General features: G+C 72.3%; 22 protein-coding genes. 6 read left to right on the top strand and 16 right to left on the bottom strand.

What is annotated here, in order from left to right; all coding sequences use genetic code 11:
* The first annotated feature begins 118 nt into the window (after window positions 1-118).
* A complete protein-coding gene (locus tag ABTW72_RS29375) occupies window positions 119-1,381 on the top strand; it encodes a nucleotide sugar dehydrogenase (RefSeq protein WP_350864231.1) in 1,263 nt (420 codons plus the stop codon).
* Between the two features lie 108 nt (window positions 1,382-1,489).
* Here the strand turns inward: ABTW72_RS29375 and ABTW72_RS29370 are convergent, their stop codons facing one another.
* The 4 genes from ABTW72_RS29370 to ABTW72_RS29355 form a co-directional block, all read right to left on the bottom strand.
* Window positions 1,490-3,964 carry an ABC transporter permease gene (locus tag ABTW72_RS29370; protein WP_350864228.1) on the bottom strand — a complete coding sequence of 825 codons (2,475 nt, stop codon included), beginning with the start codon at window positions 3,962-3,964 and terminating at the stop codon, window positions 1,490-1,492.
* Between the two features lie 147 nt (window positions 3,965-4,111).
* Window positions 4,112-4,777, bottom strand: a complete 666-nt coding sequence (locus ABTW72_RS29365) for a response regulator (RefSeq protein WP_091397823.1) — start codon at window positions 4,775-4,777, stop codon at window positions 4,112-4,114.
* Entirely contained in the window at window positions 4,774-5,994 is a 1,221-nt protein-coding gene (locus ABTW72_RS29360; protein WP_350864225.1) for a sensor histidine kinase, read from the bottom strand. The genes ABTW72_RS29365 and ABTW72_RS29360 overlap by 4 nt, the downstream gene beginning before the upstream one ends.
* Before the next feature lie 34 nt (window positions 5,995-6,028).
* The gene (locus ABTW72_RS29355) at window positions 6,029-6,736 is read right to left on the bottom strand and encodes a DUF305 domain-containing protein (protein WP_350864222.1); all 708 of its coding nucleotides are present in this window, start codon (window positions 6,734-6,736) and stop codon (window positions 6,029-6,031) included.
* Window positions 6,737-6,874: 138 nt separating this feature from the next.
* Between ABTW72_RS29355 and ABTW72_RS29350 the strand changes: the two genes are divergently transcribed.
* Both ABTW72_RS29350 and ABTW72_RS29345 read left to right on the top strand, forming a co-directional pair.
* A complete protein-coding gene (locus tag ABTW72_RS29350) occupies window positions 6,875-8,320 on the top strand; it encodes an LVIVD repeat-containing protein (protein ID WP_350864220.1) in 1,446 nt (481 codons plus the stop codon).
* Between the two features lie 156 nt (window positions 8,321-8,476).
* On the top strand, window positions 8,477-9,688 hold the full coding sequence (locus ABTW72_RS29345; protein ID WP_350864217.1) for an ArsB/NhaD family transporter: 1,212 nt from the start codon (window positions 8,477-8,479) through the stop codon (window positions 9,686-9,688).
* Between the two features lie 4 nt (window positions 9,689-9,692).
* Here the strand turns inward: ABTW72_RS29345 and ABTW72_RS29340 are convergent, their stop codons facing one another.
* The 6 genes from ABTW72_RS29340 to ABTW72_RS29315 all read right to left on the bottom strand — a co-directional run bounded on the left by ABTW72_RS29340 (window position 9,693) and on the right by ABTW72_RS29315 (window position 15,985).
* A complete protein-coding gene (locus tag ABTW72_RS29340) occupies window positions 9,693-10,520 on the bottom strand; it encodes a MerR family transcriptional regulator (protein ID WP_350864214.1) in 828 nt (275 codons plus the stop codon).
* Window positions 10,521-10,581: 61 nt separating this feature from the next.
* Window positions 10,582-12,171, bottom strand: a complete 1,590-nt coding sequence (locus ABTW72_RS29335) for an asparagine synthetase B family protein (RefSeq protein ID WP_350864211.1) — start codon at window positions 12,169-12,171, stop codon at window positions 10,582-10,584.
* A gap of 4 nt (window positions 12,172-12,175) precedes the next feature.
* On the bottom strand, window positions 12,176-13,144 hold the full coding sequence (locus ABTW72_RS29330; protein ID WP_350864208.1) for a DUF5715 family protein: 969 nt from the start codon (window positions 13,142-13,144) through the stop codon (window positions 12,176-12,178).
* 196 nt (window positions 13,145-13,340) lie between these two features.
* The gene (locus ABTW72_RS29325) at window positions 13,341-14,138 is read right to left on the bottom strand and encodes an isocitrate lyase/PEP mutase family protein (protein WP_350864206.1); all 798 of its coding nucleotides are present in this window, start codon (window positions 14,136-14,138) and stop codon (window positions 13,341-13,343) included.
* Complete coding sequence (locus tag ABTW72_RS29320; RefSeq protein WP_350864203.1) at window positions 14,135-15,169, bottom strand: cytochrome P450; 1,035 nt, start codon at window positions 15,167-15,169, stop codon at window positions 14,135-14,137. Before ABTW72_RS29320 ends, ABTW72_RS29325 begins: the two co-directional genes overlap by 4 nt.
* A gap of 72 nt (window positions 15,170-15,241) precedes the next feature.
* The gene (locus ABTW72_RS29315; RefSeq protein ID WP_350864200.1) at window positions 15,242-15,985 is read right to left on the bottom strand and encodes an ArsR/SmtB family transcription factor; all 744 of its coding nucleotides are present in this window, start codon (window positions 15,983-15,985) and stop codon (window positions 15,242-15,244) included.
* A gap of 177 nt (window positions 15,986-16,162) precedes the next feature.
* Here ABTW72_RS29315 and ABTW72_RS29310 point away from each other — a divergent pair, with 177 nt between their 5' ends.
* Entirely contained in the window at window positions 16,163-16,780 is a 618-nt protein-coding gene (locus ABTW72_RS29310; RefSeq protein ID WP_350864197.1) for a UCP032817 domain-containing protein, read from the top strand.
* 477 nt (window positions 16,781-17,257) lie between these two features.
* Here the strand turns inward: ABTW72_RS29310 and ABTW72_RS29305 are convergent, their stop codons facing one another.
* The 4 genes from ABTW72_RS29305 to ABTW72_RS29290 all read right to left on the bottom strand — a co-directional run bounded on the left by ABTW72_RS29305 (window position 17,258) and on the right by ABTW72_RS29290 (window position 20,877).
* Window positions 17,258-17,776 (bottom strand): 2'-5' RNA ligase family protein, encoded by a 519-nt coding sequence (locus ABTW72_RS29305; RefSeq protein WP_350864194.1) that lies wholly within the window; start codon window positions 17,774-17,776, stop codon window positions 17,258-17,260.
* Window positions 17,777-17,831: 55 nt separating this feature from the next.
* A complete protein-coding gene (locus ABTW72_RS29300; protein WP_350864192.1) occupies window positions 17,832-19,031 on the bottom strand; it encodes a low temperature requirement protein A in 1,200 nt (399 codons plus the stop codon).
* A gap of 89 nt (window positions 19,032-19,120) precedes the next feature.
* Window positions 19,121-19,726: a response regulator transcription factor gene (locus ABTW72_RS29295; RefSeq protein ID WP_350864189.1), complete on the bottom strand. Its 606-nt coding sequence runs from the start codon at window positions 19,724-19,726 to the stop codon at window positions 19,121-19,123.
* On the bottom strand, window positions 19,723-20,877 hold the full coding sequence (locus ABTW72_RS29290; RefSeq protein WP_350864186.1) for a sensor histidine kinase: 1,155 nt from the start codon (window positions 20,875-20,877) through the stop codon (window positions 19,723-19,725). Before ABTW72_RS29290 ends, ABTW72_RS29295 begins: the two co-directional genes overlap by 4 nt.
* 132 nt (window positions 20,878-21,009) lie before the next feature.
* Here ABTW72_RS29290 and ABTW72_RS29285 point away from each other — a divergent pair, with 132 nt between their 5' ends.
* Window positions 21,010-21,939, top strand: coding sequence for a hypothetical protein (locus ABTW72_RS29285; RefSeq protein ID WP_350864183.1), 930 nt, complete (start codon window positions 21,010-21,012; stop codon window positions 21,937-21,939).
* A gap of 105 nt (window positions 21,940-22,044) precedes the next feature.
* Entirely contained in the window at window positions 22,045-23,778 is a 1,734-nt protein-coding gene (locus tag ABTW72_RS29280) for a DEAD/DEAH box helicase (protein WP_350864181.1), read from the top strand.
* A gap of 95 nt (window positions 23,779-23,873) precedes the next feature.
* On the opposite strand, the gene ABTW72_RS29275 is transcribed toward ABTW72_RS29280, so the two are convergent.
* Together ABTW72_RS29275 and ABTW72_RS29270 are read right to left on the bottom strand one after the other, a co-directional pair.
* The gene (locus tag ABTW72_RS29275; RefSeq protein ID WP_350864178.1) at window positions 23,874-24,998 is read right to left on the bottom strand and encodes a right-handed parallel beta-helix repeat-containing protein; all 1,125 of its coding nucleotides are present in this window, start codon (window positions 24,996-24,998) and stop codon (window positions 23,874-23,876) included.
* Window positions 24,999-25,161: 163 nt separating this feature from the next.
* Window positions 25,162-25,566, bottom strand: a complete 405-nt coding sequence (locus tag ABTW72_RS29270) for a DoxX family protein (RefSeq protein ID WP_350864175.1) — start codon at window positions 25,564-25,566, stop codon at window positions 25,162-25,164.
* Between the last annotated feature and the right edge of the window lie 25 nt (window positions 25,567-25,591).

Genomic DNA, 25,591 nt, shown 5'->3' with positions numbered 1-25,591 from the left:
ACCGTCGCCGACCCTCGGCAGTCCCACCAGCACCGATATCCCCAAAACGGACTTACGACGCCGAAGACGCCTCTAGGCTCTGAGCAGGCTATTTACACCATCTGCCGCGGGAGCCTGGGTGAGCGCTGAAAAGCTGGTCGTGATCGGTCAGGGGTACGTCGGACTGCCGCTGGCCATGCGGGCCGTCGAGGCGGGGCTCGACGTGGTCGGTCTCGACGTCGACGCCGACCGGGTGAAGCGTCTCGCCTCCGGCGAGTCGTTCGTCGAGGACATCCCGGCCGACCGGCTGGGCCGCGCGTTGGGCAGTGGCCGCTACCACCCCAGCACGGAGTACACCGACGCCGACGGGTTCGACATCTGCGTCATCACGGTGCCGACCCCGCTGCGCGACGGGACCCCGGACCTGAGCTTCGTCGAGCAGGCCGGCATCGGTATCGGTCCGTACGTACGCCCGGGCTGCACGGTGATCCTGGAATCGACCACCTACCCCGGCACCACCGAGGAGCTGCTGCGCCCGCTGTTGGAGTCGGCCAGCGGTCTGACCAGCCCCGGTGACTTCCACCTCGGCTACAGCCCCGAGCGGATCGACCCGGGCAACCCGACCTGGCGACTGGAGAACACCCCGAAGGTGGTCTCCGGTGTGGACCCGGCGGCGCTGGCCCGGGTGGACGAGTTCTACCAGCGCCTCGTGGAACGCACCGTACCGGTGGACTCCACCCGCGTCGCCGAGCTGACCAAGCTGATCGAGAACACCTTCCGCCAGGTCAACATCGCGCTGATCAACGAGTTGACCATGCTCTCGCACCACCTCGACATCGACGTCTGGGAGGCGATCGACGCCGCCTCGACCAAACCGTTCGGCTTCATGCCGTTCCGGCCCGGGCCCGGCGTCGGCGGGCACTGCCTGCCGATCGACCCGTGCTACCTGTCCTGGCAGGTCAAGCGCCGCCTCGGTCGGCAGTTCCGGTTCATCGAGCTGGCCAACGACGTCAACCACGAGATGCCCGAGCACGTCGCGCAGCGGATCATGGGAGGGCTGAACCGCGACGGCCGGGCCGTCAGCGGCGCCCGACTGCTGCTGCTCGGTCTGGCGTACAAGAAGAACACCGGCGACATGCGCGACTCCCCCGCCGTGGACGTGGCCCGTCGGTTGCAGGCCCTCGGCGCCGAGGTGCACGCCGTCGAGCCGTACGCCGAGGCACACCAGATCCCCTCCGGGATCACCGTGGTCGGGCTCAGCGAGCGTGAGGTGCGCGCGGCCGACGCGGTGGTGGTGGTCACCGACCATGACACCTTCGACTACGACCTCGTGGTCAGGCACGCCCGCTACATCTTCGACACCCGCAACCGGTGCGTCGGCCCGATGGTCGAGCGCCTGTAGACCCGGCACCGCTGGCCGGTCCCGCCGCCGGGGAAGATGGCGGGACCGGCCGGCGGATGTCCGTCCCGGTCCCCGGGGTCGGACCCGGCCGGCCGGACCGCGACCGGCTCACTGGTCGGCGAGCGCCTCGACGACCGGGCGGGACAGCGCCCGGCGGGCCGGCAGCACCGAGGCGAGCAGGGCGGCGAGCACCGCGACACCGAGGATCAGCCCGAGCTGGCCGAGCGGCAGCACCACGCGGAAGTCGCCGCCCAGGCGGTCCAGCAGGGCCATCGCGGACGCGCTGACTCCGGTGCCGAGCCCGACCCCGAGCACCGCGCCGACCAGCGCCATCAGCACCGCCTCGACGGCCAGCACCGCCCGCATCCGCCCTCGGGTGAGCCCGACCGCCCGCAGCACGGCGTTCTCCCTGGTCCGTTCGACCACCGACAGGCTCAGGGTGTTCGCCACGCCGACCAGGGCGATCACCACGGCCAGACCGAGCAGCGCGGTGACGAAGGCGAGCAGCATGTCCACCGTGCCGGTGAGCATCTTCTTGTACGCGCCCTGGTCCATGAGGTTCACCGTCGGGTAGCGGCCCAGCACCGCGGTGATCGCGTCGCGGGCCCGCTCGGGGCTCACCCCGGCGGCGGGGTCGATCTCGGCCAGGTAGCCGCGCCGGGCGGGGAAGAGCGCGGCGAAGTCCTGGTCGGACAGGTCGATGACGTGGCCCGCGGGCACCTCACCGCCGGGGCTGTCGTCGGTCACCACGGCGGCCACCCGGAACGACCTTCCCCCGACGGTCACCGGGGAGCCGAGCTGCCAGCCGCGGGCCCGCGCCAACTCGCGGTGCACCAGCACCTGCCCCGGCCCGACCCGCTCGGCGTCGCCGGCCAGCACTGCGCTCAGCGTCCGGCCGACCAGTGCCGGGTGGGCCGCGCGGATCTCAACGTCGTCGACGACAGTGCTGCGCTGCTCGTGCACCACACCCAGCTCGGGACGGGAGGAGAGCTCACCGACGAGCGCGGCCGGCAGGTCCTGACCGATTCCGCTGACCACGAAGTCCGTCCCGATCTGGGCGTCCACGCTGCGTTCGATGCCGTCCTTGGTGCTGCGCGCGCCGACCATGAATGCCGAGACCAGTCCGATACCGATCACCAGCGCGGTGGCGGTCGCGGCGACCCGCCGTGGATTGCGCACCGTGTTGCTGACCGCCAGTTCACCGATCGTGCCGAGCACTCGTCGGACCGGCCAGCCGAACACCCGGGCCAGCGCGGGGACGAGCACCGGCCCGAACAGCACGATCCCGAAGAAGGTGAGGATCCCACCGACCGCCACCAGCAGCAGCTGAGCGGCGCTGGCGGCGCCGGCCAGCGCGGCCACACCGACGGCGAGGACCACCGCGCCGATGCTCAGCCGAACCCGGCCAGCACCCCGGCTGGGCTGCACGGCGGCGTCGGTGAGCGCGGCCACCGGGGCGATCCGCGTCCCCCGCCAGGCCGGCAACAGGGCGGCGCACACGGTGAGCCCGGTGCCCAGCAGCAGGCCGGTGAGCACTGTCGAAGCGGTCACGGTCAGCGCACCTGTCACCGGCACGTCCAGGTGGGACAGCAGCAGCCGCAACCCGGCGGCGACGGCCACCCCGAGCAGCACCCCGAGCGCGGAGGCGACCAGCCCCAGCACCGCCGACTCCAGCACTGTGGACCGGAAGACCTGTCCCCGGGTGGCGCCGATCAGGCGCAGCAGCGCGGTCCGTCGGGTGCGCTGGGCCAGCACGATCGCGAAGGTGTTGGCGATCACGAAGCCGGCCACCACGATCGCGACCCCTACGAAGATCAACAGCAGCATGCGGAACTGGTCCACGTTGCGGACCGCGTCCTCCACGGCCTCGTCGAGGATCTGCTGGCGACTCTTCACCGTGGCTTCGGCGCCGGACACGCCGCGTACCTTCTCGGTCAGCGCCGCGACGTCGACGCCCGGTCGGGCCGCCACCATGATCCGGCCGTAGCCCCGCTCGCCGGTGAGGGCCAAGGCGTCCGGCCCGACCAGGCCGACGAACGGACCGCCGACGTCGCGAGCGGTGCCGGCCACGTCGACGGTGCCCACCAGGGTGTACGGGCGGGCCGCCCCGTCGGTGGCGCCGATCCGGACCGCAGCGCCGAGCCCGAAGCCCTGCTCGGCCGCTGTCGGCGCGTCGAGCACCACCTCCCCGGCCCGGTCGGGCAACCGGCCGGCCACCACTTGGTACGAGCGCAGCGCGTCCTCGGTGGGGATGGCGACGAGCATGGTGAAGCCGAGGACCGGCCGACCGTCGGCTCCGACGATCCCGGCGGTGTTGGTCAGCTCACCGGCGGCGGCGGCCACCCCGTCGACCGCCCGCACCCGGTCGACAAGTGCCGGGGGCAACACCTTTCGGCCGGCCGAGTAGACCCCCAGGTCGGTGTGGCGGTCGAAGGTGCCGGCCCGCTCGTACGCCCCGGCCCGCATCCCGTCGACGAAGATCATCGTGCCGGCGACGAACGCGACGCCGAGCACGACGGCGAGCGCCGAGAGTAGCATGCGCAGCGCCTCGGCGCGCAGCGAACGCAGGGTCAGGCGGATCATGCGGGGCTCCCGGTGCAGGTGGCGGATCGGACCCCTCCGACGCTATGGCCGACACCGGTCTGTCGATCTCCACCTGCGCGCTCGACCTGCGTGCGCCGGGGGTCGCGGTGCGCCCGCCGGCCGCTACGACCCAGGTCGTACGCGGTGTCATCCGCCGGGCGTGACCAGCCCGCTCTCGTACGCCAGGACCACCGCCTGGACCCGGTCGCGCAGCTGGAGTTTCGCCAGGATCCGCCCGACGTGGGTCTTCACCGTCGCCTCGGCCACGTGCACCCGGGCGGCGATCTCCGCGTTGGACAACCCCTGGGCGACCAGCAGCAGGACCTCCCGTTCCCGTTCGGTGAGCTGCGCGAGTCGAGGATCGGCGCTCGGGGCGGCGCCGAGCTGCCCGGCGAACCGGTCCAGCAGGCGTCGGGTGATCGACGGGGCCACCACCGAGTCGCCCTGGGCCACCACCCGGATCGCGGCCAGCAGCTCCTCCGGCGGGACGTTCTTGAGCAGGAAGCCACTCGCCCCGGCCTGCAGCGCCGCGAACGCGTCCGCCTCGGTGTCGAAGGTGGTCAGCACCAGCACCCGGGGGCCACCCGCGGGTCGCTCGGCGCAGAGTCGACGGGTCGCCTCCACCCCGTCCATGGTGGGCATCCGGATGTCCATCACGACCACGTCGGCCTCGGTGCGGGCGAGCACCCGCAGGGCGTCCGCGCCGTCGATCGCCTCCCCGACGACCTCCAGGTCGGGCTGGGATTCCAGCACCATCCGGAACCCGGCGCGGACCAGCGCCTGGTCGTCCACGATCACTACCCGGACCGTCATGCCGCGATCACCTCCGTTGCCGGCTCTGACGGTAGCGGCAGCCGAACCTCGACCTGCCAGCCCCCGGTCAGCCGGGGACCGGCGGTGAGGCTGCCGTCGTACACCGTCACCCGCTCCCGCATGCCGAGCAGGCCGTGACCGCCGGACGGCGCCGGGCTGACCAGCGGGCGGCCGCGACCGTCGTCGACCACCCGGACCACGACGGCCTCGGCGGTGTACGACAGGAAGACCTCGACGTCGGCGCCGACGCCGGCGTGCTTGAGCGCGTTGGTCAACGCCTCCTGCACCACCCGGTAGACGGTCAGCTCCAGGCCCGGCGGCAGGGCCGGTGGCGCGCCGGTGACGGTGCTGCGGACGTGCAGACCGGCGTCGTCGAAGCGGGCCAGCAGGTCGGGCAGTTCGGCCAGCGCGAGGCGTCGGTGCTCGGGGTCGGCCGCCACCGCCAGCCCGTCGGCCGCGTCCGCACCGGCCGGGCCGGCGTCGCGCAGTACGCCGACCAGGCGGCGCATCTCCTCCAGCGCCTGCCGGCCGGTGTCCGCGACGACCTTCACGGCGGTGCGCGCCTGGGCGGGGTCACGGTCGAGCATGAACCGGGCCCCGTCCGCCTGGACGATCATCACGGCCATGCTGTGGGCGACCACGTCGTGCAGCTCACGAGCGATCCGGGTGCGCTCCTCGGCGACCGCCGCCCGGGACTCGGCCTCCCGCTCGCGTTCCAGGGTGGTGGCCCGCTCCTCCAGGCTGAGCACGTAGAGCCGGCGGGTCCGCACGTTCAGCGCGACCAACCACACCGCGCCGGTGACCAGCGCGTACCACAGCGCGGTCGCCCACCACTGGATGACGTTGGGGGTCTGTGCGGCGGCCAGCAGCACGCCGACGGCAGCGACCGCGCCGGCCAGGACGCCGTCGCGCAGCCGTCGGCCGTACTTCACCACGCTGTAGAGCGCGATCAGGACGGCCACGTCGTAGATGAGCGGACCCCAGCGGGCGATCACCTGGATCAGGGCGAGCACCGCGACCGCCACCGTCACCGCGCTCGGATGGGTGCGGCGGAACAGCAACGCCACCGCCATCCCCACGCCGACCGCCGTGGCCGCCCAACCGCCCGGCTGGTTCACCGCCGCCGCCAGGGAGACGAGGACCACCAGCAGTGCGACGGCCACGTCGAAGGCGACGCCGCGCAGCGGGCGACCGAACAGGGTGCGTCTCACGGTCACCCAGCGTACGTGCCGGGACGCTCGGCGCCCGGGCTCAGCCGCCGAGGACCTCGCGCATGCGGTCGATCTCGACGGTCTGCTCGGTGGCGACGGAGTTGGCGAACTCGTTGAGCGTCAGGTCGGAGCCGACCGTGAGCAGGTTGGTGGCCATCTCGATGGCGCCCTGGTGGTGCTCGGTCATCATCTGGACGAAGAGCCGGTCGAAGTCCGCGCCACGGGCGGCGGCGAGCTGCCGCATCGCCTCTGGCGACTGCATGCCGCGCATGGTGCCGTGGTCGTGCCCCTGCACCTCCGCAGGGAGGCCACGGGTCTGCAACCAGCCGCGCATCATGCCCATCTCCGGCCCCTGGCTGGCCCGGATGCGCTCGGCGATGGCTCGGACGTCGGGGTCGGCGGCCCGGTCGGGGGCGAGCTCCGCCATCGCCAGGGCCTGCGCGTGGTGCGGGATCATCATCCGGACGAACCAGACGTCGAGCGAGTTGTGCGGGGCGGGACCGGCGTCGCGGACCTCGTGCGCCGGGCGGGTGGCCGCCGTCTCGCCCGGGCGGCCGGGCGCGATGACGGTCAGGTCGGTGGGGACGGGGCTGGCCGTCGGCGACGCGGCGGAGGTGGCGGGCGCGGAGACCGGCTGCGGTGGGTTCGTACCGGTGTCGCCGTCGAGGCGGATCACCATGAACACCACCAGCGGCAACGCGAGAGCCAGTGTGACGACCGCCAGGATGCGTGCGCGCCGGTTGGTCATGGGCCACTCCCTGCAGTCGAGGTCACCGCGATGTTATCCATTGAAGAACCCGCTTTCATGTGATCCAGCTCACATCGACGTTCTTCGTCGGACGGTAACGTGTCAACCATCGTCTCCCCCTTGCGAAGGGCCCCGCCGATGATCAGATTCCACAAGCCACGGTTACGACAACTGCGTGTCGTGGCACTCGCCACGACCGGCCTCCTCGTCGCCAGCGCCCTCGTCGCTCCGGCGAGCAGCGCCCAGACGGTGCCGCAGGCGGCCCCGGCCCCCGCGCTCACCAACACGATCCCCGGCGTCGACGAGATCGTGAGCAGCCCCAACCTGCGCCAGATCGCGAACGTCCCCAAGGTCGCCCCACTGGACGCGACCAACAGCGACATCGCCTTCCAGGGCAAGTACGCGTTCGCCGGCAACTACAACGGCTTCGTCATCTACGACATCTCGCGGCCCAGCGCGCCGACGGTCAAGGCCCGGGTGCTCTGCCCGGGGTCGCAGAACGACATCTCCGTCCACGGTGACCTGCTCTTCCTCTCCACCGACTCGTCGCGCAGCGACGACTCCTGCAACAGCACCACGCAGGGAGCGGACGTGAAGGGCTCGTGGGAGGGCATCAAGGTCTTCGACATCAAGGACAAGGCCAACCCGCGCTACATCAAGTCCGTCGAGACGGCCTGCGGCTCGCACACCCACACCCTGGTGCCGGGCAAGGACCGCAAGGCCGTCTACCTGTACGTCTCGTCGTACAGCCCGCGCACCGAATTCCCGGACTGCCAGCCGCCGCACGACTCCATCTCCATCATCAAGGTGCCGGTGAAGAAGCCGACCGACGCGGCCGTGGTCGCGACGCCGAACCTCTTCCCGGACGGCGGCTTCCCCGGCAGCCAGACCGGCTCGGCGACCACCGGTTGCCACGACATCACCGCCTACCCGTCGAAGGACCTGGCCGCCGGCGCCTGCATGGGTGACGGCATCCTGCTCGACATCAAGAACCGCGAGGCCCCCCGGGTCATCAACCGGGTCCGGGACGAGGTCAACTTCGCGTTCTGGCACTCGGCCACCTTCAACAACTCCGGCACCAAGGTGATCTTCACCGACGAGCTGGGTGGTGGCGGGGCGGCGACCTGCAACGAGACCGTCGGCCCGAACCGCGGCGCGGACGCCATCTACGACATCGCCGGCCGCGGCAACGCTCGGACGATGACCTTCCGCAGCTACTACAAGATCCCCCGGGCGAACGCCGACACCGAGAACTGCGTGGCGCACAACGGCTCGCTGATCCCGGTGCTCGGCAAGGACATCATGGTCCAGGCGTGGTACCAGGGTGGCATCTCGGTGTTCGACTTCACCGACTCTGCCAACCCGAAGGAGATCGCCTTCTGGGAGCGCGGCCCGCTCTCGGCCGACACGTTCGTCGGCGGCGGCACCTGGTCCGCGTACTACTACAACGGCCACATCTACTCGAACGACATGGTGAAGGGCCTGGACGTCCTGGAGCTGAACGACTGGCGTACCTGGTCGGCCAAGCTGACCCGCTACCAGGAGCTCAACGTGCAGACCCAGCCCAGCTACCTGGGCTGGTAGGCACCGCGCACCACACCGGGCCCGACCCCCGATCCGTGGGGGCCGGGCCCGGTCCATGTCCGGCGGCAGGGGTCGAGCCGGATGAAACCGTGGGGCCCGTCACCAGGGCGGGGGTTGCGAACCGGCTGGCCAGGGGCTGTGCCAACGTGAGCAGACGTGACCCTCGCCGCCCCGCCCGAACCGTCCACGCGCTGGCGGCCCCACCCGCTGGACCTGGTGGCGGTCGTCCTCGCCGTGGTCGGGGCGGCCTGCGCGCTGAGCGGGCTGCTCCCCCGCGCGGAGACCACCGCCACCCTGCACCGGATCCTGCCGCTGCTGCTGTTCCTCGGCACCGTGATCGTGCTCGCCGAACTGACCGCCGTGGCCGGTGTCTTCGACGTGCTGGCCAGCCGACTGGCCATCGCCTCCCGGGGCAGTTGGGCCGTACTCTTCCTGGTCTGCGGTGGTCTCGCCACCCTGACCACCCTCGTTCTCAACCTCGACACCACCGCCGTGCTGCTCACCCCGGTGCTGCTCGCGCTGGCCCGTAACCTGCGGATCCCCGCCGCCCCGCTCGCCGTCACCACGGTCTGGCTGGCGAACACCGCGAGCCTGCTGTTGCCGGTGTCCAACCTGACCAACCTGCTCGCCGCCGACCGGGTCGGGCTGGCACCCCTGGCGTACGCGGGTCGGATGGCGTTGCCGCAGCTCGCCGCCGTGACGGTCACCATGGCCCTGCTCTGGTTCGGGTGGTGGCGGCGGGATCGGCCCGCCGGTGGGCGCTTCGTTCCGCCGACCCGGCACGTGCCGGCCGACCCGGTGTTGCACCGTACGGCGCTCGCCGGTTGCCTGATCTTCGTCGCCGGCATCCTCGCCGGCGTGGAGATCGAGATCGCCTCCACCGCAGGGCTTGCCCTGGTGCTGGTCGGATTCCTGGTCCGCTCCCCCGCCACGCTGCGTTCCGGTCTGGTCCCGGTGCGCCTGCTGTTCTTCGTCACCGGCCTGTTCCTGGTGGTGCAGACCCTCGGCCGGCACGGGCTGGACGACCTGGTCGGCACCCTGGTCGGCGCCGACGGCGGTGCGCTGGGCGCACTTCGCGCAGGTGGCACCGGAGCGCTGCTCGCCAACGCGGTGAACAACCTGCCCGCCTACCTGGCCGGCGAGTCGGTACTGCCGACCGGCGACCACACCCGCCTGCTGGCCCTGCTGATCGGCACCAACGTCGGCCCGCTGGCCGCTCCCTGGGCGTCGTTGGCCACCCTGCTGTGGTTCGAGCGCTGCCGGGCCGCCGGGGTGGCGGTGCCGCTGACCCGGTTCGTGCTGACCAGCACCCTGCTCGCGGTCACCGCGACACTCGCCGCGGTCGGCGCGCTGCTGCTGGTGAGCTGAGCGCTCAGTCCCGGTACACGGCGACCTGAAGTTCGGTGACGCCCTTCTCCGGGGTGTCCGGGCAGTAGTCGAGGTAGACCTCCCGGGCGAAGCCGTCGGTGCGGTAGCCGTTCTCCTCGATCCACCGGGCGAGCGCCTGCATGCTCGGCTCGACGTCGTCCATCGCACCGTGATGAATGATCGTCGCGGCGTTGCGCAGCTCCGGCAGGTCGCGCACCGTGACGTCGAGCGCCGCGGACGGCTCGGCGTCGACGAGCACACCGGCGTGTACGACGACGGCGTCGCCGCCCGGGTCGGCGGGCTCGTACCAGGCGATGCCCGGCCCTGTCGGTGTGATCCCGGCGGCGGCCAGCCGACGGAACAGCTCCGGGTAGAGCGGCTGGATGACCGGGCCGATGTCCTCGCCCTGGTAGCTGGGCGCGACGGCGGTCAGCTCCGCGACGCGGACCGGCGCGATCTCCTTGAGGACGACGTCCTGGGTGGTCATCCGACCCTCCGACTCGATCATTCGGAGCCTCGCCTCGACAGCCGTGAGCCGGGCCGTGTCGGCGGCCAACTGTTCCGCCAGCTGGCTTCGGCGCAGCCGCAGCATGCCGCGCAGCTCGGCCACGTCGACGGCGTCGTCGACGATCGCGCGCACCTGTTCGAGGGTGAGGCCCAACTCTTTGAGGGCGATCACCCGGTTGAGTCGGCGCAGCTGGTCGGCGCGGTAGAAGCGGTAGCCGGTGTGCGGGTCGACGCTGGCGGGGGGCAGCAGGCCGATGCTGTCGTAGTGGCGCAGCATCCGCACCGACACCCGGCCGAGTCTGGCGAAGTCTCCGATGGTGAACATGGTCCCCTCACACTCGTCCCTGACACCGTGTCAGAGTCAAGCGTGGTGTGCGGGGCGGCCGTCAGTGCCGGGCGGGGCGCGGGCCGACCAGCCGGCGGACCATCGGAGCGGCGTTCCACTTGGCCGCGCCGACCAGGTCGCGGGCGTGCTCCAGGACCGTGTAGTCGGGTCGGGTCAGCCCGTCGGCGATGGCACGGTCCAGGTCGTTGCCGCAGCGGCTGAGCACGGTGTCGAAGTCCCGGCGGACCGGCTCCTGCAGATCGTAGCCGAAGGAGCGGTGCAGCCGGGCGAAGAGCGGCTTGTACAGCCGGACCCGCTCGTGCAACCCCGACGAGTACGACATCGGGTTCTTCGGACGACGGAGGATGTAGTCGGGCAGCACGTCGGCGAACGCCCGCCGGACGATCCACTTCTCCTGGCCGTGGCGCAGCTTCAGATCCACCGGCAACCGCATCGCCAGCTCCACCACGCTGAGGTCGAGGAACGGCACCCGGGCCTCCACGCCGTACGCCATGGCGGCCCGGTCGACCCGCTGCAACTCGGTACGGCACAGGTTGCGGATCCGGTGCAGGAACAGTCGGCGGGCCGCCGCCGGGGCGACCTGGTGGTACATCGGGTACCCGCCGAACAGCTCGTCGGAGCCGTCACCGGTCAGCACCACCTTGATACCCAGGTCGCGGAGCCGCCGGAAGATCGGCACCGAGACGACCGCGTTGATGATGTCGCCGTACTCGGTCAGCTCGGAGATCCGGATGGCCTCGCGGACGTCGGCGAGCCGGATGTCACGCGGTCGCAGCTCGACCACCACGTGCGGCACGTCGAGGTCGGCGGCGAGCCGCCGGGCGTACGCCACGTCGGGGCTGTCGGCCACGCCGACGGTCACCGCGACGCAGTCCGGGTGGATGTCGCGCACCTGCCGCAGGGTCAACGAGCTGTCCAGCCCACCGGAGAGCACCACCCCGACGGTCAGGTCGGTCTCCACCCGCATCCGGATCGCGTCGCTGAGGGCGGCGCGAACCAGCAGCGCGGCCTCGTCCGGGTCGTCGATGACCGGCAGGCCGTCGCCGATGGTGAGCAGATCGACGTACGGGCTCAGTCGCACGTGCCCGTCCGCCTCCGCCCAGCCGTGGTGCCCGGGGGGCACCTCGGCGATCGGGGCGCCGTGCCCGACGAGCGCCTTGACCTCGGAGGCGAGGTGCAGGCAGCCGGGTCGACGGGACCAGTACAGCGGCTTGACCCCGAGCGGGTCGCGGGCCAGGTACGCCCGGCGGGTGGCCCGTTCGACGACCGCGAAGGCGTACTCGCCGCGGAGCCGCGTCACCGCCGCCTCGCCCCACTGCTGGAACGCGGCGAGCAGCACCTCGGTGTCGCTCTCGGTGCGGAAGGCCTGCCCCAGGCGGGTCAGCTGCGCCCGCAACTCCCGGTAGTTGAAGATCTCGCCGTTGAAGCAGAGCAGCCAACGCTCGTCGGTCGACGTCCACGGCTGCACCGCCCGGTCCCGGTCGACGATCCGCAGCCGGCGGGTGCCGGCGAGCAGACCGGTCTCGGACCGGGTCTCGGTGACCTCACCGCGCGGGGCCAGGGCGGCGAGCATTCGCCGGAAGGTCGCCGGGTCGGCTTCGGGGCCGATGCTCAACGCGATGCCGCACACCGGCTCAGACCCCCATCTCGGCCTCGTACGCCCGGCGTAGTCGACGCCGGGCGCTGGGCGCGAGACACAGGTGCCAGGCCTGCCCCTCGTCGATCACGTTCAGCTCACCGGCCTCCTGCCGGCTCAGCAGCAGCTCCGCCAGGGCGTCGCGCGCGCCGAACCGCTCGAACCAGGCCAGCTCGACGTCGGCCGAGTAGCCGAGGCAGTGCCCGCTGGGCAGCATCGCCGCGTAGCCCAGGCGGCGCAGCCGATACTGGTGCTCGGCGCTGCGGACCAGGCTGGTCACCCAGAGCGGCGGGGTGGCCGGCGGCGCGACGGCGGTGAACTCCCGTCCGATGTCGTTGAGCAGCGCCACCACCTCGCGGCGGGCGCGCCGGAACAGCAGCCCCGCGGTGCGCGGGGTGGCGTCGGGTCGCAGCCGGCGACGCAGCCCGCGGGCGGCCCGGCCCAGTATCGTGGCCGGCTGCTCCTGATAGCGGAAGCGCAGCAGGTCGCGGCGGCGCAGCCACTCCAGGTCGACCAGCTCGGGGCTGCCGTTGACCTGGTCGTCGGTGACGAAGGTCGGCGCGTCCTGCCACCACAGCACGTCGATGCGGGAGAGCAGGTAGATCCGGACCAGCGCGCTGAGGTCGGTCGCCGAGGTGCGGTCGTTCGGTTGGTAGCGGGCCATCTCCAGCAGCAACGTCTCGCGCGCGCCGATCAGCCCCTGCGGGGTGGCGTCGAGGACCGCGGCGAGCGCCGGCTCCCGCAGCCGCTCGTCGATGAGCACCTGCCGGGCTCGGGTGCTCGCCGCGCCGGCCAGGGCGCCGACCTCGACCAGCAGCTCGGCGACGGCGGCCCGGTAAGCGGGCAGGTCGGGGGCGGAAGCGGGAACACGGCGGGGGGTCGCACCGGAGGGTCGGCGGCGGGCCGGAGCGGTGGGCGACGGAGGCGAACCGGGTTGCTGTCCCGGGCTACGGCTGGGCACTCGCATGACGGGTCCCTCTCTCCGGTCACGGCACTGGGTGGTTCGCCCTGAAACACACCGTAATCATCTGGATCGGAATGGACCGAACAATCCTCCTATTTCTCCCCGAACGGAGCGTGGACGACGCCTGGCCAGGGCAGACCCGGCCCGGCAGCCACCGCCAGCGCGCCGGCAACCACCGCCGGAGCGCCGGCGGCCACCGTCAGTCGCCGTCCGTCGGCACCAGGGCCTGCACCTCGGCGTACGACGGCAGTCCCGCCGGTGTGGTGGGCCCGCCGTCGCGGACGGCGTCGGCGGCGGTGAGCGCGGCACCCAGCGCGGCCCGGAACAGCATCGAGCCGGTGCTGACCCGGGCCACCCCGACGCCGCCCAACTCAGCCAGCCTCGGGCCGCCCGGCTGGTACAGCGCGTTCACCGGAGCGTCGATCCGCTCGGTGAGGACGCGCAGGGTGGCCAGGTCGACGGTCCCGGGCACGAAGATCCCGTCGGCACCGGCCACCCGGTAGGCACGAGAACGGGCGAGGGTCTGCGGCAGCGGGTCGTCCACCCCGAGCCACCAGGTGTCGGTGCGGGCGTTGACGAACAGTTCCGGCACCGCCGCCTTCACTGCCGCAATCTTGGCAGCGGCGACCTCGGTGTCGGCGAGGGTGCCATCGGCACGCCCGTCCTCCAGGTTGATCCCGACCACGCCCAGCCCGGCCAACTCCGCCACGTACCCGGCGACCTCCGCCGGGTCGTCGCTGAACCCGGCCTCCACGTCCACGCTGAGCAGCACCGGCAGCCGAGCCAGCCGGCGGGCCAGGGCGAGGGTCTCCCCTGCGGTGGCCGCGACGCCGTCGGGAAGGCCGGCGGTCGCGGCGACGCCGAGGCTGGTGGTGCCGATCGCCGGATGTCCGCGCGCGGCGAGCGCCGCCGCCGAGGCGTGGTCCCACGCGTTGGGCAGCAGCAGAGGGCGGCCGGCACGGTGCAGAGCGTGGAACGCGGCACGACGTTGGCTCATCGGACGCTCACCTCCAGAGTTGTCGGCACCCGCAGGGTCGGGTGCGGCTCGTGACGCACCGGGGTCGGGCCGCGCCGGCAGCGATCCCGCAGCACCTCGAGCACCCCGGTGGCCAGCGCCAGGGCGTGCCGGTCGCCGGGGCAAACCCGCTCCCCCGTCCCGAAGGTCAACAGCCCGGCACCTGACCGACCGGGCTGGAACGCCGCGGGCTCGGTGAACGCCCGCGGGTCACGGTTGGCCGCGTCGAAGCGCAGCAGCACGGGGCTTCCGGCCGCCAGATCCTGCCCGCCCAGCCGTACCTCGTGGACGGTGACCCGCCGGGTGGCCCGGACCGGTGGGTCGAGGCGCAGCACCTCGGCCAGCAGGTCGGCGGTCCGTGCCCTGGCCGCCGCTCGCGGGGCGGCCGGGGGCAGCAGGTGATGGGCGGAGGCGCCGATCAGGCCGGCGGTCGCGTCGCACGCCTGGACCAGCAGACCGATCAGGTTCGCCCGTACCTCCGGCAGGCCCTGCGGCGCGAGCGCCAGCAGCGCCGTCACCGCCCGGTCGGCCCGCGCGGTCGAGGCCGGGTCCACCCCCGGGTGGTACGCCGCCGCGACGACCGCGACCGCCGTCCCGGCGGCTGCCGGGTCAGCGAAACCGAGGCGATCGGCCAACGCCCGCAGCGGAACCGGCCGAGCCAGTTCCCGCATCACGTCGACGCGGTCGCCGGCGTGGTCGAGAACGGCAGCGGTCAGCCGTGCCGCGTCGTGTCGCAGGTCGTCCGGGTCCAGCGCGGCCATCGCCCGCACCGCGACCGCCCGCCGCTCGGCGTGCCGTGACGGTGGACTGAACCGGCTGACAGTGGCGCGCAGCCAGGCGAGGGTGCCGGGCGGACCGGTGTCGACGGCCGGCACCTGGAACACCGGGTCGGTCAGCGCCGCCCGCACGTCGGCGTGCCGGGTCACCCACCAACCGCGTTCCGGTTCGAACGAGGGCGGCCCACACGCCGGTGTTCCCGGGGCGGGCGCGATGTGCGGCCAGTTGTCAGTCACCGCCCGACCGTAGGGCGTGAACCGTTCGCCCCACACCGAACGATCCCGCCCCGGTCGCCTGCTGCTCGCCGGTCAGGCGCGGCCACTCGTGGGCGGCGGGGCTGCCGGCGGGTCGAGGGTGTGTTCGGGGATGGACAGTGCCGCGGCCAGGCCGGGGCGACCGGTGGGAGTGAGACGGACGACGCGGCCGGCGCCCGGACTGATCCAGCCCAGGTCGGTGAAGCGGCGGCAGAGTGCCGCGCCGAGCGCTCCGGCCAGGTGCGGGCGGCGTTCGGTCCAGTCCAGGCAGTCGCGGACCACCGGGCGGCGGGCGGCGCGCAGCACCTCCACGGGTACGCCCAACCCGGCCACCCAGGCCCACCCGTCGGGTGTCAGCGCCAACCCGCTGGACCGGTCGAGCCGGCGCTCGGCCAGCAGCGCGTCGTACATCAGCACGCCCAGCCGTCCGGCGAGGTGGTCGTAGCAGGTCCGGGCGTACGCCAGGGAAGCGGTGGCGGTCGTCGCGCGCAGCGACCCGGTCGGGGTGGGCGTGGCCGGGGCCTGTCCGGCCAGGTCCTCGATCAGCTGAGCCACCGACGGCCCGGCCAGTCGCAGGTAACGGTGCCGGCCCTGCCGTTCCTCGACGAGCAGCCCACCGCGGACGAGTCGGGTGAGGTGGTCGCTGGCCGTCGACGGTGCGACACCGGCGCGCCGGGCCAGCTCGCCGGCGGTCCACGCCCGCCCGTCGAGCAGCGCCAGGCACATCCCGGCACGCGTGCCGTCGGCCAGCAGGGCCGCCAGCTCGGCGATCCCCCGACCGTCGGTGCCAACGTTCATCGCCCCAGTCTAGGAAAGCGGGCAGGCCGGCCTGCTTGCCTACTGCCCTACTCTGAAGGAGCCGCGGCGCCACTTCGGCAAGTCGAGGCCTTAGCGCCTGCACCCCGGGCGGATAGAAGTAACCGGATGATCTGGACGAAGTTCAGAAGCGACCGCACCCCTCGCCGACTCCGCGCCGTGTCCGACCTGCGGTTTCCTGCCAGCGGACGTCAACATCTACGAAATCGGTATCCCCATCTCAGCGACGACGACCTCGTTCTCGTCGAGACCGCGACCCGGCAGTGGTTCCGGATCATCGCCCGCCAGCCCAGCGCGAAGCTGTCCATGCCCTCGGTGGTCGTGGACGATCTGTGGCAGGAGCTGACCCTCCATGCGCGGGACTACGCCACCTTCTGCGACGCCGCGTTCGGGCGCTCTACGCATCACCGACCGACGTCCGCGAGGAGCGGCGACACGACCGACGCCAGTCGCGGGCCTCTCCTGCTCGCCACGCTGGGCCACGGTCGGCGGGACGAGGGGTGCGGCCCTACCGGCCTTCCCCTGTTGTTCCGGGTGGACCAGGAACTGCACATCCACGATGGCAACCGCTACCTGGCCGACTGCGGAGGCCGTGGCGAGTGCTTCCCGGTCTCCGGCCGGGTCTGCCTGCAACATCTCGCCGGGCCGGGCAAGCGGCCCAAACCAGCCGGCGTTCGCGGCGACCTGCCCTTCGTCGACGGCCGCCACGGCTACGCCGGCGGTGCGGGCGGCGGTGGCGGCGGGGTCGATGGCGGAGGCGGCGACGGCAGCAACTGAGGTTCCGGCCACTGTCAAGCCTGCTCGCCTTGCCGGGCACGCTGACACTGGCACGGGCGCGGAAGCCACGGACGCCCCCCGACATCCGGCCCGGCCACCTGGAACGGTCTGCGCTGCGGCCTACCGGGCGTGCCATTCTGCTGCCGCATGCCACCACTCCGGCGGGCTCGGGCCGGTGACCGTCGCGGTCGGCTGGTCAGGGTGCAGGCCTAGTCTCCGTAGTGCAACAGCCTGGACTCGGATGCCGACCCAGCCGTGCCATCGACCGTCATCGCCGACGCCACAGGCCAGACTGACGGAAATCGCGTTCGCCTCGAAGGGCATCCAGTCGATGCCCCGATCACGTAGTCAAGCGCGTACGGCGGCCATCGGCTGCAGGCAGCCCCGGGTGTTCGCATAGGCCGCGATGGTGACCCACTCAGTTCCCAGACCATCCATGGCAACCATGATCCCTGATGTCGCTCGTCGGCGCTGACATCAGCGGTGCCGGGTCAGCGAGGTCACCGACCGGTCCGTGCCGTCGTAGCTGCGGGCGGCGTCGAAAGCCCCCGTCGGGCGCTGCCCACCGGCGACGGCACGGGCCAACCGCAGGTCCGCGTTGCGGAACCGCAGAGCCAGGCTCAGGTGCGGCACCCAGGCGTCGGGCGCGTGCCACGGGCGATGTCCGTCGGCCTCGGCGAGAACGTCCCAGACGGCGGCATGCAGCGCGGTCAGCCCCGGAGTGGGTCGGACGAGCCAGACCAGTGGGGCGCTGCCGTCGAGCACGACGACCCGGTCGAGCGCCACCGGCACCGGCAGCGCGGCGTCGAACAGGTCGGCCAGACGGTGCTCCGCCCCCGGCGGGAACTCGTCGACGGCGGCGAGGGTGAGGTGCGGCCGGTTGGTCGGGTGGACGTTGCGGGCCAGGCTGGGCAGCCCGGCGGCCGCCAGCCGGTCCCAGACCGCCCGGACCGCGATCTCCAGGCCGGGTGAGCAGACCAGTTCCACCGTACGCACGCGCCCACGCTAGCCGGACGCTCCACGCCACCCTCCTCGGATCGGCGCCGCCGCGTCACGCCGGGTGGCGGCGGTGGCCGTCCCCGCCCGACACCGGGTTGACCTCACCCGCGATCCGGGCCCGGTGGGCCAGGTCGAAGATGGCGACGGCGGTGATGGTGGCCGCACCCAGCAGGCCCACCGCCAGCGGTGGGAGCCGCGTCGCCACGGGGCTCAGGATCAGGCACGCCACCACGGCCGCGAGGCAGTGCCTCGTCAGGCGACCGAACACCCAGATCTCGAAGATCATCCGCCCGACGAGGAAGGTCAGCGGTCCGATCAGGATCGCCACGACGTTGCCGGTCGACCGCTGCCCGTCGGGCTCCTTGAGCATCAACTCGCCGCCGATGCCGGTGAGCAGGATGCCGGCCACCATCACCAGGTGGGTGTAGCTCGCCCGCAGGTTGAGCCGGTACGGGTCCGCTGCGGTATCGATCTTCACGGCGAGGCTGCTCGTGGTGCGGTAGAAGTAGGTCCACCAGAGGAACACCACCGTCCAGAAGGTGAGCAGAAATGCGGTGGTGTCCGCCAGATCCCGCGGCGACAGCCGGTAGAAGTTGCCGGTGGCCAGGATCGTCTCGCCGAGTGCCAGGATGATGAACTGCCGGTACCGCTCGTTGAGGTGTTCGCCCGAGAGGTGCCACTCGTTGGCTCGCGCCCGGCCGAGCCCCGGAACCGGCCACCCCAGGACCGGCCCCGAGTAGTCGATCGCCAGCGCGCAAGCCCACAGCAGGACCCGGGTTTCGTCGCCGCCGGCCGCCGCCCCGGCGAACCAGACCGTCCCGGACAGCAGGTACCAGACGATTCCCCGGACCGGCCGACGCCAGGCCGGGGTGCCGCGCAGGTAGAGTGCCATGACCAGGGTACGGCCGAGGTGGATCCCGAGGTACGCGCTGACGAAGACGAAGGCCTGGTCACCGAAGGCGTCCGGAACGTTGATGGACATCAGCAGACTGCCGAGCATCACGCAGATGATCAGAATCTGCACCGTGGGTCGTTCACAGTCGAGGCTGTCGGTGGCCAGGTTGGTGTTGTACCAGATCCACCAGAAGGCGAGCAGGAAGATCACGGCCTGCGCGTCGGCGAGCAGGCTGGGCTCCTCGACCAGGGTCGCCGACAGACGTCCGAGGGTGAAGATGAAGACGAGGTCGAAGAACAGCTCGACGGCGCTGGAGCGCACCGGGTCGACCGGACCCGCTGCGACTTTCCTGGGCATTTGTCCATCTTGACAGCCGGGCGGGGAACGAGGAGCAGAGCCAGCCCTGAAGCCGAGTGGATCATGCGCGGCGCCGCTGCTGAGGATGCTCAGAGCCAGCCGTTGTCCCGGGCGGTGCGCACCGCCTCGGCCCGGTCGGCGGCACCGAGCTTCTGCACGGCGGCGGAGAGATGGTTGCGCACGGTTCCGGTGGACAGGTGTACCCGACGGGCGATCACCGCGACCGGAGCACCCACCTCCACCAGCCGTAGCGTCTCCAACTCCCGAGGGGTCAGCGGGCACGGGGGCAGTGTCAACGCGTCGGCGGCCAGCGAAGGGTCCACGTAACGACCTCCGGCGTGCACCCGGCGGATCACGTCGGCGAGCGCCCCACCCGGCGAACCCTTGGGCAGGAACCCCCGGGCACCGGCGGTCAACGCCTGACGCAGGTGCCCGGGACGACCGTGGCCGGTCAGCACGACCACCGCGCAGTCGGGTCGGACCCGGGTCAGCTCGGCGGCTACCGCGATGCCGTCCAGGCCGGGCATCTCCAGGTCCACCACGGCCACGTCCGGGCTGTGCGCCAGTGCCGCGGTGACGGCCGCCTTCCCGTCGGCGGCGTGTGCCACCACCTCGATGTCCGGTTCCAGGGCGAGCAGCGCGGCGACGGCGACCCGGATCAGGTCCTCGTCGTCGGCGAGCAGGACGCGGATCACGACGGCGCCGGCACTGTGGCTTCGAGGGTGAAGACCGCGTCCTCCCGGCGTACCCGCAACTCGCCCCCGGCAGCGGCGAGCCGGTCGGCCAGCCCGCGCAGGCCGTGGCTGTGCGCGTCCGGGCCGCGGTCGTCGGCGCCGTCGTTGGCCACCGTCATCCTGGCCACGTCATCCTCCCGATCGATGCGGATCCGGCACCAGTCGGCCCGGCTGTGCCGCAGCACGTTGGTGCTCGCCTCGCGCAGCACCGCCGCCAGCTCGATGGCGGCGGGCTGCGGCAGGTCCGCCGGCAGTGGCAGAACCGTGCACCGAACCCCGCAGGAGCGCAGCACCCCCACCACCGCGGTGAGCTGTTCGTCGAGGTCGACGGCCCGATAGCCGTGCACGGTCTCCCGTACCTCGCTCAACGCGGAGGCGGCCAACCGTTGGACCTCGGCGGCTTCCCTCCCGGCCCGCTCCGGGTCGACCGGGGCGAGCCGGGCGGCGAGTTCGGCCTTCAACGCGATCACCGTGAGGCGGTGCCCCAGGACGTCGTGCACGTCGCGGGCGAAGCGCAGCCGCTCTTCGGCGGCGGCCAGCCGCGCCTGGGCGGCCTGACCCTGCCGGGCCTCCACGAGCAGGTCCCAGAACCAGACCTGGAACCCGTTCACGGCGGCCACTGCCGCGCCGATCCCCCCGGTCACGGCGAGGTGGCGCGGAACGGAACCGCCGGTCCACCAGGCCACCGCGACCGCCACCGCCAGGACGCCGACCGCGACCGCCAGCCCGGCCCGCCACCGCACCAGCAGCGGCGTCATGCCGATCAGCGCCGCACCGAGCCAGGCCCAGGTCGGCCACCTGCCCGCTGCCACCGGACCCACCAGCGGAACGGTCAACACCGCCACCCCGACCAGGCTCAGCTCGGCCCGACGCCGCCAGCGCGGCTCGAGCCACGGCGTCACGGCCGCGTACAGCACGACGGTCTGGGCGAGCACGAAGGCGAGGATGCCGACCGCGCCGAGTGTCACCCGGCCCGGGTCGGGCTCGCGGGTCAGGCCGACCGCCGGCAGCAGGACGCTCGCCCAGACGCCGGTGGCCAGCGACACCAGCGTCGCCCGCCGGGCGCGACCCAGCCGGCGGTCCGCCCGGGGAGTCACCGCCTCGCTCGCCACGCACCGATCCTAGGACCGCCCGGCGCACGGTCCACCCATGCGAACTGTCACGGTCGGGCCGTGCGGTCCGCACCGTTTTCCCGTGACGAACGGATCTGCCGCCCACACCGGGGTCACCGGCAGGGTCGAGGCATGGAAAACACCCGGATGTACGCGGACAGCCTCACCGCCGTACCGTCGCCCGCGCCCCTGCACACCGACGAGCCGACCCCCTCGGCCCCGACACGGACCACGGCGGCACCGGTCGCCGCGGCACCGGCCAGCAGCAGACGGCGGCTGCTGTGGCACCTGGGCGAGATGGCACTGGCGATGGTCGCCGGGATGCTGCTGCTCGGGCCGTTGTGGGAGCTGGCCGGCACCGCTCTGGGCGTCGTCGACGCGCTGGCCCGGCCGGAGGTCGCCGCACTGGTGATGGCTACCAACATGACCGTCGGGATGACGGTGGGGATGCGCTACCGGGCGCATCGCTGGCACGCGGTCGGCGAGATGGCCGCCGCGATGTACGTCCCGTTCCTGCTGCTGCTCGTGCCGTTCCGGGCCGGTCTGATCGACGCCGACGCGCTGCTGCTCGGCGGTCACCTGCTGATGATCCCGGCGATGGTGCTGGTGGCCCTCCGACACCGGCACGAGGCGTCGGCGCCGGTACGCCGACACCGGGTCGTGGTGGCGCTCGCCCACCGCTGGCCGGCCGGGTTGGCGCTGCTGGTGACGGTGGACATGTGGGTCGACCCGGGCGTGCTCAGCCCGTGGACGATGCTGGTGCTGCCCGGCGGCTACCTGCTGATCGGCGTGGCCCGCCGCACACTGGGCGGGCGGGGCGTGCTCGCCACCCAACTCGCCGGTCTGGTCGCCTGGGTCGCCCTGACGCTGGTCGCGGTGATGGTCGGCGGGCGGACCGCCGAGTGGATGGTGGCGTTCGGGTGGTTGGCGCACGCCGGCTGGGACCTGGCGCACCACCGCAACCGCCGGGTGGTGCCGCGCGGCTACGCCGAGTTCTGCGCGGTGCTCGATGTGGCCCTGGCCGCGGTGATGGTGCTGGCCATCCTGACCACCGACGCCTGATCGAGGCCGCCGTCGGGGTCGCGGGACAGCCGCAGCACGGGCTCGGGGACAGCTCTTGTGGCGGTCGCCGCAACGGCCCGGACGGCGTGATGAAAGGCTTGGCACATGAGTTCCGCACCTGCACAGCACGACGCACCGATCGACGCCACCCCCGACGGCACCGACGAGGTGAGCGCCTTCACCGAGCTCGGGCTCCGCGCCGAGCTGCTGGGCGCGCTCGCCGCCCTCGGGTACGAGGAGCCGACCCCCATCCAGCGCGAGGCTATCCCACCGCTGCTGGAGGGTCGGGACCTGCTGGGTCAGGCGGCCACCGGCACCGGCAAGACGGCTGCGTTCGCGCTGCCGCTGCTGAACCTCATGGCGGCACACCGCCAGGGCGGCGACCCGGTGGCACTGGTGCTGGTGCCGACCCGGGAGCTGGCGGTACAGGTCTCCGAGGCGTTCCACCGCTACGGCAAGGACCTGGGCGCGCGGGTGCTGCCGATCTACGGTGGGCAGCCGATCGGGCGGCAGTTGCGGGCACTGGACAGCGGAGTCGACGTGGTGGTGGCCACCCCGGGCCGTGCCCTCGATCACATCGCCCGGGGCACCCTGCGCCTCGGTGGGTTGGCCACGGTGGTGCTCGACGAGGCCGACGAGATGCTCGACATGGGCTTCGCCGAGGACATCGAGGCGATCCTGGAGCACGCGCCGGCGCAGCGTCAGACGGTGCTCTTCTCGGCCACCATGCCCTCGCGCATCGACGGGATGGCCCGCCAGCACCTGCGCGAACCGGTACGGATCGAGATCGGCCGGGAGCAGCAGGTCGCGGGTGAGGCGCCCCGGGTGCGGCAGAGCGCGTACATCGTGACCCGGGCGCACAAGCCGGCCGCGCTGGGTCGGGTGTTGGACGTGGAGTCCCCGACCGCGGCGATCGTGTTCTGCCGCAGCCGGGAAGAGGTCGACCGGTTGACCGAGACGATGAACGGTCGGGGCTACCGCTCCGAGGCGCTGCACGGTGGCATGAGCCAGGAGCAGCGCGACCGGGTCATGGGCCGGCTGCGGTCGGGCACCGCCGACCTGCTGGTGGCCACCGACGTGGCGGCCCGTGGGCTGGACGTCGAGCAGCTGACCCACGTGGTCAACTACGACGTGCCGTCCGCCCCCGAGTCGTACGTGCACCGGATCGGTCGGGTGGGTCGGGCTGGCCGCGAGGGCGTGGCGATCACCCTCGCCGAGCCGCGTGAGCACCGGATGCTCAAGACCATCGAGCGGGTGACCGGCCAGCGGATCACCATCGACAAGATCCCCACCGTGGCCGACATGCGCACCCGGCGGCTGGAGCTGACCCAGGCGGCTCTGCGGGAGAGCCTGCTGGAGGACGACCTCGACCCGTTCCGGGTGATCGTGGAGACGCTGACCGACGAGTTCGACCTGATGGAGGTCGCCCTCGCCGCCGTGAAGCTGGCCCACGAGGTGACGTCGCCGGGCTCCGACGACGAGGAGGAGATCCCGCAGGTTCCGGTCCGGGGGCCGCGCGAGGGTCGACCGGAGGCCGGCGGCCGGGGCGGCGACCGGCGGGGCGGGGGCCGGCCACGTTCCGGCGGTGGCAACACCGTCCAGGTCTTCGTCGGCCTGGGTCGACGCGCCGGGGTGCGCCCGCAGGATCTGGTCGGCGCGATCACCGGCGAGACGGGCATCCGCGGCCGGGACATCGGCTCGATCGAGATCGCCGACCGGTTCTCACTGGTGGAGGTGCCCCAGGGGGTGGCCGACGAGGTCATCTCCGGGTTGCGCTCCAGCACGATCAAGGGCCGCAAGGCCACCGTGCGCCGCGACCGCGGCGGCGACGAGCGCTGAGCGCGCCGTCGGCGACCGCCGGAGTACGACGGTCGCCGACGCGCCACTGCCCGGCGAGGCGGCGGGAGAACCGCGATATCCGCCGCCCGCCGGTGCTAGCCGATGTTCCCGTTGACCACGTTGTTGGCCCCGGCCAGCGACGCGCCACCGGACCGGTGGTCGAACGCCCGCATCACGTTGTTGGTGACGATCCAGTTGTTGCTGGTGCCGACCGTCATGATCGGTCGGTCCTGGCGGCGGGGCGTCGCCTCGTCGTAGAACTGGTTGCCGATCACCTGGCACATGTCGGCGTCACGGCCGAGGATCCCGTTCGCGCCGTTGTCGTGGATGTCCAGCCCCATGATCCGGGTACGTCCGGCTGAGGTGACCTCGATGCCGTTGGTGGCGTTGCGCCACAGCCGGCCGCCGATGAACTGGGTCCCCCAGACCTGCCGCAGGTCGGCGCCGCTGCCGGTGCCACTCGTGCCGTTCGACTCCAGGTAGACGTTCTGGAAGATGTTTCGATGGGCGGGTTCGCGCAGCTCCACGCCGTTGCCCCGGCAACCCCAGACATGCAGATTGTCGAAGAAGCAGGCGCTGTCCAGCAGCCGTATCCCGGTCTGGCACTCACCGACCCAGACGTTGAGGAACTCGTTGTCGTACGCGACCTTGTTGACGAGGATGCCGACGCCGAGGCAGTCCTCGATGTTGATATCAGTGATCTTGTTGGCGTGGGCGCTGGTGTCCGCGTCCTTGCCGAGGAACTCGATGGCGTGGCTGCCCGAGTTGCCGAAGTGCAGGTGGTGGAAGGTCGACCGGGGGCCGCGGATGGTCAACAGCACGTCGGAGGTCCGCATGCCGTAGAAGTGCACGTTGGAGATCTGGTTGTACTTACCGCTCGAGACCAGACGACCGGTGTAGCCCGGGGCCGGCTGGATGATCGCCGCGCCGATGTTCTCGCCGGTCCAGGTCACATTCGTCGGGAAGCGGACCTCCGATCCGAGACCGAGTGCGCCGACCGGTTGGAAGATCTCGCCGCCACCGGCCGGCAGCAGGTTCAGCGCGGTGGTGACCTTGTCCGACTCGTCACTGCCGTCGAGCCGGCAGCCGACCCGCGGGTCCCGGAGGCTGAGCGGCGCCTCCCGGACGGTCGTGACCGGCGGTGATCCCGCCTGTTCGGCACCGGCGAGGGTGGCCACCGTCGTCGCCACCGCGGCGCCCGCGCCGCCAGCGAAGAGCACCCGCCGTCCCAACCGTCGGCCCGTTGGATCTGACCGTTGTGGCACTGCCGGTGGTACCGCACCAGGTGCGCTCACGATCGGTTCCATACCTCTCCCCCGTTGAGTGCCACCTCGAGCGGCGGGCAGACTCTACTGTGCATTGTCGCGTGCTGGCCGACGCGGATCAGAGGGCGTAGGGGCCGAAACGGCCCCAGGCCACCACTGCGGCGAGGACGAGCAGCACCGCGCAGGCGACCGCGCCCTGGATCTCGGTGCGACGCCCGTCCTGGGTGGTCTGCTGCTCGCGGGCACGCAGGTGCACCAGGATGCCGCCGATCATGACGATGACCAGCCCGACGGCGGCGAGCGGGGTGAGCACTGTGGCGATGCCGGTGGCGGCGGGCAGCACGAGCCCGGCGGCGGCCAGCAGCTCGACCGCGCCGAGCGACTTGACCTGCGACGGCGGCACCGGGTCCACCCACCGCATCACGTCGCGCAACTTCTCCTTGGGCTGGCTCAGCTTGGCCAGCCCGACGCCGGCGAAGACGGCGGCGAGCAGGATCTGAATGATCCAGAGCACCACGTTCACGGGGGTTCCTCCAGGGGGCCGCCTC

The organism is Micromonospora sp. NPDC127501 (assembly GCF_040302185.1).
GTDB lineage: Bacteria > Actinomycetota > Actinomycetes > Mycobacteriales > Micromonosporaceae > Micromonospora.
Note: the sequence above shows the minus strand (reverse complement) of the source record. Positions and strands in the feature narration are given on the sequence as shown.